The 14514-nt window shown below is 44.2% G+C and carries 12 protein-coding genes, 2 tRNA genes and 1 pseudogene; 3 read left to right on the top strand and 12 right to left on the bottom strand.

From position 1 onward, the window contains the following. Positions 1-167 precede the first annotated feature (167 nt). Entirely contained in the window at positions 168-1373 is a 1206-nt protein-coding gene (gene rocD / locus BGM23_RS01445) for an ornithine aminotransferase (RefSeq protein WP_003226954.1), read from the bottom strand. A 240-nt stretch (positions 1374-1613) separates the two neighbouring features. Between rocD and rocR the strand changes: the two genes are divergently transcribed. Beyond that, on the top strand, positions 1614-2999 hold the full coding sequence (gene rocR, locus BGM23_RS01440; protein ID WP_003226952.1) for an arginine utilization regulatory protein RocR: 1386 nt from the start codon (positions 1614-1616) through the stop codon (positions 2997-2999). On the opposite strand, the gene BGM23_RS01435 is transcribed toward rocR, so the two are convergent. Together BGM23_RS01435 and BGM23_RS01430 are read right to left on the bottom strand one after the other, a co-directional pair. After that, entirely contained in the window at positions 2981-4447 is a 1467-nt protein-coding gene (locus BGM23_RS01435; protein WP_029726117.1) for a sensor histidine kinase, read from the bottom strand. The genes rocR and BGM23_RS01435 overlap by 19 nt on opposite strands. Continuing rightward, the gene (locus tag BGM23_RS01430) at positions 4444-5127 is read right to left on the bottom strand and encodes a response regulator transcription factor (RefSeq protein WP_024573086.1); all 684 of its coding nucleotides are present in this window, start codon (positions 5125-5127) and stop codon (positions 4444-4446) included. The genes BGM23_RS01435 and BGM23_RS01430 overlap by 4 nt, the downstream gene beginning before the upstream one ends. A 211-nt stretch (positions 5128-5338) precedes the next feature. Here BGM23_RS01430 and BGM23_RS01425 point away from each other — a divergent pair, with 211 nt between their 5' ends. Both BGM23_RS01425 and BGM23_RS01420 read left to right on the top strand, forming a co-directional pair. Next, a complete protein-coding gene (locus BGM23_RS01425; RefSeq protein WP_029726116.1) occupies positions 5339-6238 on the top strand; it encodes a PepSY domain-containing protein in 900 nt (299 codons plus the stop codon). 160 nt (positions 6239-6398) lie between these two features. Beyond that, positions 6399-6899: a PepSY domain-containing protein gene (locus BGM23_RS01420; protein WP_029726115.1), complete on the top strand. Its 501-nt coding sequence runs from the start codon at positions 6399-6401 to the stop codon at positions 6897-6899. Here BGM23_RS01420 and BGM23_RS21705 read toward each other — a convergent pair. The 9 genes and pseudogenes from BGM23_RS21705 to BGM23_RS01375 form a co-directional block, all read right to left on the bottom strand. Continuing rightward, positions 6896-7026 (bottom strand): annotated as a pseudogene (locus tag BGM23_RS21705) (hypothetical protein). The gene BGM23_RS01420 and the pseudogene BGM23_RS21705 overlap by 4 nt on opposite strands. A 20-nt stretch (positions 7027-7046) precedes the next feature. Further along, complete coding sequence (htrC, locus tag BGM23_RS01410; RefSeq protein WP_015250812.1) at positions 7047-8249, bottom strand: serine protease HtrC; 1203 nt, start codon at positions 8247-8249, stop codon at positions 7047-7049. Between the two features lie 81 nt (positions 8250-8330). Then, positions 8331-9125 (bottom strand): MBL fold metallo-hydrolase, encoded by a 795-nt coding sequence (locus BGM23_RS01405; protein ID WP_003226939.1) that lies wholly within the window; start codon positions 9123-9125, stop codon positions 8331-8333. Between the two features lie 21 nt (positions 9126-9146). After that, the gene (gene walI, locus BGM23_RS01400) at positions 9147-9989 is read right to left on the bottom strand and encodes a WalRK two-component regulatory system regulator WalI (RefSeq protein ID WP_029726114.1); all 843 of its coding nucleotides are present in this window, start codon (positions 9987-9989) and stop codon (positions 9147-9149) included. Continuing rightward, complete coding sequence (gene walH, locus BGM23_RS01395; protein WP_046664054.1) at positions 9976-11343, bottom strand: WalRK two-component regulatory system regulator WalH; 1368 nt, start codon at positions 11341-11343, stop codon at positions 9976-9978. Before walH ends, walI begins: the two co-directional genes overlap by 14 nt. Further along, complete coding sequence (gene walK, locus BGM23_RS01390; RefSeq protein ID WP_009968432.1) at positions 11333-13168, bottom strand: cell wall metabolism sensor histidine kinase WalK; 1836 nt, start codon at positions 13166-13168, stop codon at positions 11333-11335. Before walK ends, walH begins: the two co-directional genes overlap by 11 nt. A 7-nt stretch (positions 13169-13175) precedes the next feature. Beyond that, entirely contained in the window at positions 13176-13883 is a 708-nt protein-coding gene (gene walR / locus BGM23_RS01385) for a cell wall metabolism DNA-binding response regulator WalR (protein ID WP_003244363.1), read from the bottom strand. Positions 13884-14266: 383 nt separating this feature from the next. Next, positions 14267-14339: transfer RNA gene (locus BGM23_RS01380), tRNA-Phe, on the bottom strand. A 35-nt stretch (positions 14340-14374) separates the two neighbouring features. Next, positions 14375-14451, bottom strand: a tRNA-Asp gene (locus BGM23_RS01375). Between the last annotated feature and the right edge of the window lie 63 nt (positions 14452-14514).

Raw genomic sequence — 14514 nt, 5'->3', positions numbered from 1 at the left:
GCTATCCCAGTTTGCTGTCCAAAGAGCCTCTATCTATTTAATATAAAATTCACTTCTTCTCATAAAGATACATTATACTAAAATACTGTAGCTGAGCAAATAGGGAGTGCTGATTTTTCTGTTGTAAATTTATACAAACGAAGTGAATATCCCGCCATGGTGCGGATTTATGCGTTTTGCAGCACGTGCTTAATTTTCTCTATTGCCCAATCCAAATCCTCTTTGGAAATGATTAATGGCGGTGCAAAACGAATGACTGTATCATGCGTTTCCTTGCATAAAAGCCCTTCTTCCTTCAAACGCTCACAATACGGACGTGCCGCTTCAGTCAATTCCACACCGATAAACAGCCCTCTGCCGCGGACTTCTTTAATAACCGGGTTGTCAATGCTCTCAAGCTCGCTTTTAAAGTATTCTCCAAGCTCAAGAGAACGATCCGCCAGCTTTTCATCCTCCAGCACTTCTAATGAAGCGATAGACACTGCACATGCAAGCGGGTTTCCGCCAAATGTGGAGCCGTGTGAGCCAGGGTTAAACACGCCTAGGATCTCCCGGTCCGCCGCAATGCATGAGATCGGGAACACACCGCCGCCAAGCGCTTTGCCCAAAATATACATATCAGGAACAATGCCGTCCCAGTCACAGGCAAACGTCTTGCCTGTACGTCCGAGACCCGTCTGAATTTCATCCGCAATAAACAAGACATTCTCTTCCTTACAAATCGCCGCCGCTTCCTGTAAAAATCCTTCAGGCGGAATCACAATGCCCGCTTCGCCTTGAATCGGTTCAAACAAGAATGCCGCTGTATTCGGCGTAATGGCCTGTCGAAGCGCTTCCACATCGCCGTAAGGAATGAGTTTGATTCCTGGAAGCATCGGGCCGAATCCTCGTTTATATTCCTCTTCAGAAGAAAGAGATACCGCCAGCATCGTGCGGCCGTGGAAGTTCCCGACACATGCGATAATTTCCGCTTGATTGTCTGCTACGCCCTTCACTTCATACGCCCAGCGTCTCGCCGCTTTCACCGCGGATTCAACCGCTTCGGCTCCTGTATTCATCGGCAGAATCATCTCTTTGCCTGTCAGTTTAGCTGTTTTTTCGTAAAACGGCCCAAGCTGATCGTTATGAAACGCGCGTGACGTGAGGGTGATTTTATCAGCCTGATCCTTTAATGCCTGAATGATTTTCGGGTGTCTGTGCCCCTGGTTTACCGCAGAATAAGCACTCAGCATATCCATATATTCATTGCCTTCCGGGTCCTTTACCCAAGAACCCAGCGCTTCAGAAATAACAATCGGGAGCGGATGATAATTGTTGGCTCCGTAATGAGACGTCTGATCAATAATTTCTTTGGATTTAGATAAAGCTGACATATTTGAGTTCCCCCTTGTTTTCTGTTTCAACATGTTATCCTGCTTTCCCTTTATATAAATGCAAGTTCTGTGCCAAATCAAGAATTCGTGTGTTTTCTACAATTTTCGAGGACAAGGTGCAAAAACATTCTGATATTTCGAGCAAAAAATTCAGTGAGTGCAAAATTCTTTTGCATATCCTCTCCGTTTTTTTATAAAATAGAAGCAATATTAAGAAAATAATTGAGGGAGGTTCATACAGTGGTCAAAGACAGCGAATTCCTCACATTGGTTTTTCAGAGTATTTTAGATGAAATCGATGTTGGCCTGCACGTGGTAGACGAGCATGGAAACACAATCGTTTATAACAATAAAATGATGCAGATTGAAGATATGGAGAAGCATGACGTCTTGAATAAAAACCTGATGGATGTGTTTATGTTTTCAAAGCAGCAGGACAGCACACTGGTACAGGCTCTTCAGGAAGGCAAGACGATTAAAAACGTCAAACAGAGCTATTTCAATAATAAAGGCCAGGAAATTACGACGATCAATCATACATATCCCATCGTCCAAGACGGCAAAATCAGGGGCGCCGTTGAAATTGCCAAGGATGTGACAAAGCTTGAACGGCTGATCAGGGAGAATATGAACAAAAAAGGCAGCACAACCTATACGTTTGACAGTATTCTCGGCACCAGTCCGGCCATTCGAGACGTCATCGAAAACGCCAAGCGGGCAACCCGTACGTCATCATCTGTCCTTCTCGCAGGCGAAACCGGCACGGGAAAAGAACTGTTCGCGCAAAGTATCCATAATGGAAGCGATCGTTCTGGCGGCCCGTTTATTTCGCAAAACTGTGCGGCACTGCCAGACAGCCTTGTGGAAAGCATTTTGTTTGGGACGAAAAAAGGCGCGTTTACCGGCGCTGTCGACCAGCCCGGCCTGTTTGAACAAGCCCACGGCGGGACGCTGCTGTTAGATGAAATCAACTCGCTGAATCTCAGCCTTCAGGCGAAGCTGCTGCGCGCCCTTCAAGAACGGAAAATCAGGCGCATCGGTTCGACAAAGGATACACCGATTGACGTACGTATTATTGCCACGATGAATGAAGACCCAATTAATGCAATTGCAGGCGAACGAATGCGGAAGGACTTGTATTACAGGCTGAGTGTCGTCACACTGATCATCCCGCCGCTACGGGAGCGAAAAGAAGACATTTTGCTTCTCGCGTCGGAGTTCATCCAGAAAAACAACCATCTGTTCCAAATGAATGTTGAACACATCAGCGAAGACGTGAAGCAATTTTTCCTTTCTTATGACTGGCCGGGAAATATTCGCGAGCTTGAGCATATGATCGAAGGCGCAATGAATTTCATGACGGACGAGCAAACGATTACGGCTTCCCATTTGCCCTATCAATACCGCATGAAAATCAAGCCGGCTGACATCCCAGAGCCGGAAACACCAAGACACCAGCCGGCCGCGGACTTAAAAGAAAAAATGGAGAGCTTCGAAAAATATGTGATAGAGAACGTGTTAAGAAAACACGGCCATAACATCTCGAAAGCTGCTCAGGAGCTTGGCATCAGCAGACAAAGCCTCCAATATCGGCTGAAGAAATTTTCTCACTCGTCTAACGAATAATCCGAGGCAGGAAGCCTGATCAGAAAAACAGTGCCTCTGCCGAATTCACTTTTCACTTCAATCGTCCCATTGTGATTGTCGATAATCGATTTCGTTATAGCAAGGCCTAATCCCGAACCTCCATATTTCCGGGAGCGGGATGGGTCTGCCCTGTAAAATCGGTTAAATAAATGCGGCAAATGCTCCGGCGCGATGCCTGTGCCATTGTCTGCTATCATCAGCATCACGCCGGAACTGCCTTTTTGCAGAGAAATAGTGATGGCACCGGTTCTCTCATTTGTATACTGCACCGCGTTATAAACCAAATTCAGAATGACCTGTTTCATCTTATCCCGGTCAAACACCGCTTTAGCATCATCCTCAAGCAGCAGCTGCAGCCTTCTTTCTTTTGCAAGCAGACTGAGCTGCGGCTCCATTTCCCTTATGAGCGCATCGAGATTTCCTCTCTTCATTTCAAAGCTCGGCACCCGATCAATTTTTGCTAAAAACAACAGATCCTCTATCAGCCGAGTGGCTCTCTTCGACTCTTCATACATACTATTCAGCGCCCTATCTCTCTGCTCCGGCTGAAGCGCGGCGCCACGCAGCAGCACTTCGATAAAGCCGTGTATGGACGTTAAAGGCGTTCTCAATTCATGTGAAGCGTCTGATACAAATTGCCGGATGCGCTCCTTCGCCTCTTTTTCTGCTTTAAATGACGTTTCAATCCGCTCCAGCATGCGATTAAACGAAATAGCGAGCGTGTCGATTTCCATTTGTTTTCGATATACAGGAAGCCTTTTATTCAAATTTCCTGCATTGATTTCTCCCATCATATGTACCATTTGTGATAACGGTTTAAGCGTATGTCTGACCACAGGCAAGAACGTGAAAAGCCCGAGCAGGAGCGCAACCAGCGAGAGCGTGGAATAAATGCTGATTTGCCGGAGCAGTACGTCCTTCAGTGGTTCTGTTAAAGTACTCATTTGGATCACGCCTGCTTCTTTTCCATCAATAGTAATAGCCTGAAACACAATCAGCACTTCCTCGCCGGATTCATTTTTCGTGATTTTGTAATGCAAGGCCATCGTATCTTTTAATGCCTCATCATATACACTTTTTTTCACTGTTGGCGGTGCTCCCGCATATGGATCGGTCGACAATACCGTACTGTCTTTTGTTTTCTTATCGATAAAAACAATGGTCACGCCCGGATAGATAAAGGCGGGACGGACAGCACCATCTGACTTTTCCGAGCTGTCGGGATGGCTTTTGTATGTTTTAATATTATTCCAGATGGTTGGCTCCGTTGAGTTGATATAACTTTGAATGCTGACAGCTCGGTTTTCATATAAGAGGCGTTTTCCAAACACATATTGCATAGCGCCGACAAACACCAATAGAAGAACGAGAATGCATAATGAACGGAATAAAAGCTGAAAGCGCAGTGTTTTGAATCGTTTTTTCATTCAATATCCACCCGATAGCCCGCACCCCGAACCGTTCGGATCACTTCATGCTTTTTGTCATTCAATTTTTCCCGCAAGGAACGAATGTACACTTCAACAATATTCTCTTCTCCGTAAAAATCATACCCCCATACTTTATCCAGAATCCTTGCTTTACTGAGCACAAGGCCGTGATTCAGCACCAAAAACTTTAAAAGCTCGTATTCTGTTGCTGAAAGCTTGAGCACCTCTTCCTGATAGCGGATTTCTCTGCGCCGATCATCAATTCGAAACGGACCGAGCGCGAATTCTTCAAACAGGTTGGGAAAGTGATCCCGAATTCTCGCATAGATTCGCGCCAGCAGCTCTTCAAAGCTGAAGGGTTTGATCATATAATCATCAGCGCCCTCTGTCAGCGCTTTTACCCGAACCCCCACCTCATCCTTGGCCGTAAGCATAATAACCGCGGTATGGCCGGTTTTTTTCATCATCCTCGATACTTCCAGTCCATCCATTCCGGGCATCATCACATCCAAGATGGCCACATGCGGCTGAAATGTCTTTACGGTGTTCATCGCTGTCATTCCGTCAGCTGCTGTCTTCACTTCAAAGCCTTCATTTTCAAGACCCATTGTCAAAAAATCTAATATCGCCGGTTCATCGTCCACGAGCAAAATCTTGATGCCTTTCATCCTATTCATGCTGTGCTCTCTCCTTAGTTGGCATAAACCTCTGATTAGTTTTTTCCCTTCCCCTCCTATTATTCGTTTTCACCTGAAAACAAACTGAATCTTCCCTAAAAATCAGCTGAATTCAGCAAGTTTTCAGCCAGCCCTCATTTGATTTTCAGCTTCGGCCTATACAATTGCCTTAGTTGGTACAGCCAACAATGAAATAAAGGAGGAATCTCACATGAATATCACTAAAGTTTTATCAGGAGCTGCACTGGGAACGATTATTTCAATCAGTTCTTTCACTTCTGCTCACGCCGCTGTCATTCAAAAGGATGATACATCAACGAAGGTTGAGACGAAGCAACAGGCTTCCATCACAATAGCAAAGGCAAAACAGGTTGCTTTGAACAAATGCAAAGGTACTGTTCAAACGGCCCAAATGAAGAAAGTGAATGGCACATACGTATATGTTGTGAAAGTTCTCGGTGAGGACGGCAAACAGCATACGATGAACGTCAACTGCAACAGCGGCAAAGTTGTGAAACATGATGTTCAAAAGAAACAAAGCTATATTAGCAAAACAAAAGCCCAATCGATCGCTTTGAAAAACTGCAAAGGTGCGGTTCAATCTTCTGAGCTGAAGCAAGAAAACGGTGTTTACGCTTACGTCGTGAAAGTAATGGGTGAAGACGGAAACCTTCACACGTTCCATATCAATGGAGAAAACGGCAAAGTCGCAAAACACGAGCAAAAGAAACAAGCACATCTTTCTAAAACAAAAGCGCATCAAATCGCACTCAACAAATGCAAAGGCGCAGTTCAATCTTCTGAATTGAAGAAAGAAAACGGCGCATACATCTACGTTGTCAAAGTGCTTGGCGAAGATGGAAGCACTCATACAATCCATGTCAACTGTGACAGCGGTAAGATCGTAAAACAAGAAGTGCAAAAGAAAAACGCAGCCGTTACAAAAACAAAAGCACATCAAATTGCACTAAATAAATGCAAAGGCACAGTGAAATCTACTGATTTGAAGAAAGAAAACGGAACATTCGTTTACGTGATTAAAATCACTGCCCAAAACCACACTGAACAAACAGTGAAAGTGAACGCTGAAAACGGAAGTATTTGCAAATAAAATAACTGCTCGCCAGCAGTAAAATAACTGAAATTCAACGTATAACACCAGTCTTGTTTTAACACAAAGTTCTAAGTTCATGTCTACCTTTTTCTAAATACTCTTTTAAACTGAACGTGCGTGACCCGCGTTCAGTTCTTTTTCTAAGGAGGACCTACAAATGAATATGAAAATATGTTCTGCAGCTGCTTTAGGCGCGGTCATTTCAATCAGTTCTTTATCATCCGCACACGCGGCTGTTCTGCATAAAGAAGACACTGCTAAAGTTCAAACCCAGCAGCAGGCTTCTATTACGCTCTCTAAAGCAAAAACTGTCGCTTTAAAGAACTGCAAAGGCGCAGTTCAATCAGCACAAATGAAGAAAGCAGATGGCGTTTATGTCTATGTCATTAAAGTGCTTGGTGAGGATGGCAAAATTCACACCTTTAACATTAACTGCAACAGCGGAAAAATCGTCAAGCATCACGTTGAAAATAAACAAGCCGTGATCACAAAAGCAAAAGCACAAAGCATTGCGTTGAAAAAATGCAAAGGCACCGTCACATCTTCTGCATTGAAGAAAGAAAATGGCACCTATGTGTACATCATCACCATCACAGCCAGCAACCACACGGTACAAACCATTAAAGTGAATGCTGAGAATGGAGGTATTTGCAGTTAACAGCCATTTGCTGCTGTTTCACGTGTAACATCCATCTTGTATTCTTCTTCATATTCGATATATCCTTTTCAACTGAACGGGCGTGACCCCCGTTCAGTTTTTTTTGCATATCAAAACAGCCTGGCAAACGATGCCAGACTGTTTTGATTAACTTCCTAATTGGTCTGCGGACGACAGCTTGATGTCAACAGATTTTTCTTTTCCGCCGCGGTAAAACTTCACCTTCACCCGGTCACCGACTTTTTTCTGATAAAGCCGTTTTCGCAGGTCAACAATATCATTTACTTTGTATCCGTCAAATTCCGTGATGACATCGAGTTCCTTCAGTCCCGCTTTTCCGGCAGGTGAAAAGGCGTCTACACCCATCACAACCGCTCCATTGGTGACGTTCTTAGGAAGCTTTAATGTTTCATCCCAATGATAGCTTGCGATGTCGCTTAGGGATTTCATCTCAATGCCAAGGAACGGGCGTTTGACCTTTCCGTATCTCTCTAAATCCTCTATCACAGGGATCACGAGCTTAGATGGAATCGACAGGCCAATCCCTTCAACCGCCGACTCGGCAATTTTCATTGAATTGATGCCAATGACCTTCCCATCCATATTTAACAAAGCACCGCCGCTGTTCCCAGGGTTAATGGCCGCATCTGTTTGCAGGACTTCTGCGTTCCAGTCAGGCTGTCCATCACCGTTTGAATCCACTGGGATCGCCCTCTCCGTACCTGAGATGACGCCTTGTGTGACAGAGCCTGCAAACTCAAGGCCTAACGGGTTCCCGATCGCGATAACCGGCTCCCCAGACTTCACTTTATCTGAATTTCCGAAATCGGCGACTGCTTTAATCTTATCGCTTTTCACCCGTAAAACGGCAAGGTCCATCAGCTGGTCGCTGCCGACAAGATCAGCTGATACACGTGAGCCGTCTTTCAAGCTGATTTCAATTTGGGAAGCGCCTTCGATGACATGATGGTTGGTCACGACATAAGCGGAATGGTCATTTTTCTTATAGATGACGCCAGAGCCGCTCCCAGCCTCGCCGCTCTCTCCCCGTATATCTGATTTTTGGATGTTCACAACACCGACAACGGCGGGCGACACATTGCTGACAATCTTGGTGACCGTATTGTTGACACTGACATTCACCGTCCTGATTGATTCCCGGCCGTTATTGTTCTGCTGCTGATCTAAAGCGCCCGTATCTAGCCCTTCATTTGAAAGGTACGGCATGATAAACGCCATTAATACGGCACCGACAATCACGCCAATCAGGCTTGAAAGAAAATATCCTTTTTTGCTTCTCTTTGGCTGTTCAGGAGTAGTATGTTCTTCCTCACGTTCGTAATCCACCATATTCCATCCTTTCCAAGAACGTTAATATGGTTATATTGTGGGTTAGAAGCTCCTAGAATAGTCATGATTTACATAGAAAAATTATACAGCGCAAAGCGGAGTGGCCTTCTTCGGATCAGTGTCGTATAAGTCAAATGTCTCACCCGTCACAAATCCTTTAGAAGCCAATGTCTGCTGCACGGACATTCTTGCCAGCTCCTTCATGTTGTTGTCCTGGCTCAAATGCGCCAGGTAAATACGAGACGTCTCATCGCCAATGACATCCGTCATCGCCAAGGCAGCATCTTCATTTGAAACGTGCCCGACGTCACTTAAAATCCGCCGCTTAATGCTCCATGGGTATCTTCCCATTTGCAGCATACCGACATCGTGATTGCTTTCAAACACAAACACATTCGCTGAACGGATAATGCCTTTCATTCGGTCGCTGACATATCCCGTATCTGTCATTAACGCGAGCTTTCGGCCGTTATAATGGAACACATAAAACATCGGTTCCGCCGCATCGTGGGAGACGCCAAACGATTCAACATCAAGTCCGCCGAACGACTTCACCGTCTCCATCGGAAATACAAACTTTTGATCGGTGTCAATTTTGCCGATTTGATTCTCCATCGCTTTCCAAGTCTTCTCATTCGCATAGATCGGAAGCTTGTACTTTCTGGCGACGACACCAAGGCCCTTAATATGGTCACTATGCTCATGCGTCACAAAAATGCCGTCTACATCATCCAGCTTACGCCCGATCTGCGCCATCAGCCCATCCATGGCTTTTCCGCTCAAACCGGCGTCCACTAAAAATGCGTGATCCTCTGTTTCGAGGTAAAACGCATTTCCCGTACTCCCGCTCGCAAGTACGCTAAATTGCAAGCTCATGTTTGTCTCACTCCATTATTTTCATTGATCTGTATCTAAAATCGTACTCTCCAAAGCATTCACAGTAAAATACTCTTGTACTGTCTTTTTCTCACCGTTCACTTTTTTCTCGTACTCGACCGTAATTCTCCATACCGGCGCCAGCACCTGCGTACTTGTCAGCGGATATTGTGCTACATAGCCGAATTTACAGCTCTTCACAGTGCTGTATTCTTTTAATTGATTTTGATAGTACAATAGCTCAACCGCATCCATTTCAGTAATTAAGCTTTCTTTCTGGATTTGCTTGAAGGTCTCAAGCGTAGTCTGGTCGTATGACACAACCTCGTTTTTACCGTTTAAGTGCAGCACCACTTGCCCGATCATATTAGAGGGATTGTCGGTCTTTTGGTAAATATAATGGCCTTCGTACGTTTGGAAGAAAATAATTTCTTTCTTCGATTTATTAACCTTCCAAAGCTTATATTTTTCGCCATCTTGAATCTTTGAAGAAACAAGTGCCTGGGCATCGTCCTCGATATCCTTCTTTGATAGGGCTATTGGATTTGCAAACTTCATTTTCAGGCTCGTTACTTTATGATCATCACTAGGCATGTCCATCAAAGGCTTTTGATCCTTCAGCGCCTCAATTTCCTCCTTGGTGAAGGCTTTTTGATTTGCCGTGATCCGATAGCCTTCTGTCGCTTCCTTATTCAAGCCTTCATACGTGATATGATCGGCCTTCATGTCATGCTCGACATCATTTTTAATGACTTCATATTCTTTGCCGGTAGCCTGCCATTTTTGAAAAAACTGATAGCCTAAGAAAATATCTAAAATGAGGAAGGCAACGATGAAGATTGATTTTGTCTTATTCCACTCCACTGTTAGCCCCCTCCTTCCTCAATAAATCTTTTGTAATCGGCACAATTTTTCCATTTACTTTCATCGCCCAAACCGGTTCCAGTTCAACGAGAGGATCATCGTTGGTTGATGTTGATACCAATTGATAAGCAAGGAAGATCTGATCAATTTTGTCCGTATCATAAGCGGTTTGTTTAGAAAGCAGCATCTTCACTTCGCTGCCGCTCATGAGCTCTGTTTCACTTGTTTTAATTGGATTCGTTCCGAGACTGTAATTCGGCCGCTTATAGCTGAGAATATCATCATTCGCCCATTGCACCGTAATCGCCGATGTCGCCCCGAAAGGTTTGGCGGTGCTGTTAATGACCGGGATCTGATCCATAAAGATATAGAAACTCAGCTGCTGGCTGTCATTGATACTGAAAAATTGATAGTGATCCGTCCAGCTTCCGGTATCCTCAAGGTATTTTTGGCTCTTTTTGATTAATTCACCTGTTTGATAGGATGTGCTCTGCACCAAATTGCGCTGTTGAAATTGCACCTGTCGCTGGCTTAGATTCACATCTAAACGGCTGATCCCATCTGTCAGCACATTTCTGTTGTTGTAATTCGAATCTTCCCTTACGATGCTCGGATCGCTAAACAAAGCCTGCTTAAAGGTATTTGTTTTAATCGATTCAGTGACAAATTCTTTTTTGTCCATCGTAAGCGGTTTGTTTGGCAGCAAAAACTCTTTCTTTGAGCCAATGGAGAACAAACTGAACGCCGGCATATTTGATTGCCTGTTTTTCAAGTCGTTCATAATGTTCCGGTAGTTTGCCGATTCAACCGTCACTTCAAGAATGAGCTGTTTGCTGTAAGACACCAAATAGATCTTCTTGTTCGCTTTTGTTTCATTGAACGGGATCAGAATATGGTCAAACGAACTGTATTCAAACGACTGATTAGACCATTTAAACAGCGTTTGGAAAATATCAATCGGAATCGTATCGCTGAATTGCAAGTCAAGCTTGGCTTCAGAACCGCCTATTCCATAAAACCAGCTTTTGAATCCAGCCTTGTCATACTGATCCGAAATATCTTTAATTCCTTTCACATCCCAATGTGGCAAGTCAGACCAAATTTCTTCATAGAGGGCATTGTCATCCACTTTGTAATGAGCGCCGTCATCATGGATAAACATGTCCCTTGGCCTTACCGTTTCAGACAGCTTTTGAGTGGTTTTTTCGATTTTATGTTTCACACGAACAGTAGACTCTGTTGAGGATGAGCCTTCAGAAAAGTTTGGCTGGAACGTCCATATCCCCCATGTAAAAACAAGACTGATGACGACGAGTACCGTAAGTAATATCGTTTTTATATTTTCACGCTTCATCCCAATCATCCTCTTGCTCCTCTTTATATGGAAGAGTAAATGTAATCGTCGTGCCTTTTCCTTCTATGCTGTCCGCCCAAATATCTCCGCCGTGCGCCTGTACCATTTCCTTGGCAATCGCCAATCCCAGACCGGTGCCGCCAAGCTTTCTCGTTCTCGCTTTATCCACCCTATAGAAGCGGTCAAAGACTTTTTCGACATCTTTTTTCGGAATGCCGATCCCTTCATCCTTCACGCTGATATAGAGAAGTTCTTCCTCTTCATTGACATCAATCGAGAACGTGACATGTCCGCCTTCCGGTGAATATTTTAAAGCGTTAGAAATAATATTATCGAGCACCTGCGTTATTTTATCCTGGTCGATCTCGACATACAGATCTCTGTCCGGCAGATTGCGGATAAACTCCACATGCTGCTCTTTTGTCATTTCAAAACGGTCAATAATAAGTGACATAAAACGGACAATCTGAATCCATTCCCGGTTAAATTGATAATCTTTACTGTCAAATTTCGACAGTTGAAGCAGATCATTGACAAGCCGGATCATACGCTCTGTTTCATTTTGCGTCACCATTAAAAAGCGCGGAGCAATGTCTTTATTTTCCCACGCGCCTTCAGCTAACGCTTCTAAATAGCTGCGCATTGTCGTAAGCGGCGTCCGCAGCTCATGTGATACATTCGCAACGAATTCTCTGCGTTCCTGATCCATTTTCTCTTGTTCGGTTACATCGTAAATGACAGCGATTAAACCATCAATTTTGCCGTGTTCCCTTTGAATCACAGAGAAATTCACGCGAAGCACCGTTAATTCATCATCGCGCTCAATTTCAAGCAGCATAGAATCCTGCTGCTCCACTAAATCTTCAAAAGTATAATTCTCTTGAAGCCCCAGCAAACTCGTAATCGGCATTTCTAAGGCTGTTTCACGTGAAACGTTCAACAGCTCCAGAGCCGGGCTGTTTAAGAGAATAATCGCTCCGTTTCGGTTTGTGGCGATTACGCCGTCTGTCATATAGGCAATGACAGACGCTAGCTTTCTGCGTTCTCCTTCAGTCATCGCCTGGGCATCTTCAAGCTCTCTCGTTAAGTGGTTAAACGTTGTGGCCAGCTGCCCAATTTCATCATGCCCGTACTTTTTAACCTTCCTCGAGAAATTCCCTTTCGCAAGCTCCATCGCCTGCTTTCGCATATCTGAAAGCGGGTGGGTAATGGTTCTTGCCAGAAAAATACCGAGAAGAGCCGTCAAAACAAGTGCCAAACCTGTGCCGGACGCCAGTATCGTGTTGATCGTCTTCATTTGATTAAAGACATCTTCCATACTCGCGACAACATAGATCGCGCCGACAACCTCTTGGTTTTCAGTCATGACGGGCTTCGCGGAAATAAGAACTCTGATTTTGCTTTTCGGGTCATAATATTTTCTTAAATACGACTGTTTGGTAGAAAAAATTCTTTTGAAAATCAGATCGGTCGTTTGTTTCCCTGCCACTTCCTCACCATACGGCTTTGAAGAACCGACCACTTCATAGCTTTTATCTACAAAGCTAATTTCCCGAACCTCATCACTTTTCGTGAAGTCATTCAAAATACGGCTGACGTCATCCTTTATGACGGTGCTGTCGTTATCGCTCTTATATTCTTGTTCGATATAATAAGAAAGGTTGTCGATTCGCTGATTCAGCGATTGTTCATAAGAGCTGATCAGCGACTTCTCTACCTGATTGACAAAATACACACCAATGATTTGCATGGCAATGATAATCAAAAGCACATAAATCAAGGTAATCTTAAATTGGATCGACCGAAAAAAACCAACCTTATTCATATGGGCATTAGTCCTGTTCTGGGTTTCTCAAGTAATAACCTACACCACGGCGTGTGACGATCCAATTTGGATGGCTCGGGTTGTCCTCGATTTTTTCACGAAGCCGGCGGACTGTTACGTCAACCGTTCTGACATCGCCGAAGTAATCATAGCCCCAAACGGTTTGAAGCAAATGTTCACGGGTCATCACTTGTCCGATATGTTTTGCTAAATAATGAAGCAATTCGAACTCACGATGAGTCAATTCGATTGTTTCGTCTCGTTTTGACACAACGTACGCGTCAGGGAAGATGACGAGAGAGCCGATATGAATCTCGTTAGAGGAAGGCTCTTCCTCCGCAGGCGCTGTTGTCAGCTGGCGGCGCAGGTTCGCTTTAACACGCGCCAAGAGCTCGCGTGTGCTGAATGGTTTTGTGACATAGTCATCAGCACCGATTTCAAGCCCGATAACCTTGTCAATTTCTGAATCCTTAGCCGTCAGCATAATGATTGGCATATCGTATTTCTTTCTGACTTCGCGGCATACTTCAACGCCGTCTTTATTCGGGAGCATAATATCTAAAAGAATTAAATCAGGCTGAAGCTCTTCTACCATTTCAACGGCTTCGTTTCCGTCGTGGGCACAGTGCACTTCATAGCCTTCTTTTCTTAAGTTAAATTCCAATATATCTGCAATCGGTTTTTCATCATCTACTACAAGGATCTTTTTATCCATCATTTTGATTTTCCTCCTGCCGAATGACTTCATTTCATCTATATAACATTCGTTTCATCACTTATGGCCCATGTAAAGAATGGGTCCTTGTCTATTATAACGGTTTAAGGTCAAAAGATAAAAAAAATAAAGGTTTAGAAAAAAAACACATGTTTCACCTTTATCGCCAGTTGTTTATCTATTGTCATGCTGGTCAACTTTTTTTAAAAAAGATAACTTTATTGAAACCTCCCCTCACCGGAGTGCGTCTTTATCAATGACGTCTTCTTCTTTGAACCGGCCGCAGGGCCGGTTCTCCCTTTTTCTTCTATTATAACACTCCTCATGTTTGCCTTTTTCCTAAAAGAAAAAACGCACCTACGATTGCAGATGCGTTTGGTAAGTGGCTCGGGACGGAATCGAACCGCCGACACACGGATTTTCAGTCCGTTGCTCTACCAACTGAGCTACCGAGCCAAATGTTTTATTTTTCTCTACTAAGTAAAGTAAAATGGCGGTCCGGACGGGACTCGAACCCGCGACCTCCTGCGTGACAGGCAGGCATTCTAACCAACTGAACTACCGGACCTTACAGTAATTGCCCGGAGAGCTGTCGTGTCAGCTCTCACAGACAAATAAGGAATTTAGCAAT

This window comes from Bacillus sp. FJAT-14266 (assembly GCF_001719225.1).
Classification (GTDB): Bacteria; Bacillota; Bacilli; order Bacillales; family Bacillaceae; genus Bacillus; species Bacillus subtilis.
Note: the sequence above shows the minus strand (reverse complement) of the source record. Positions and strands in the feature narration are given on the sequence as shown.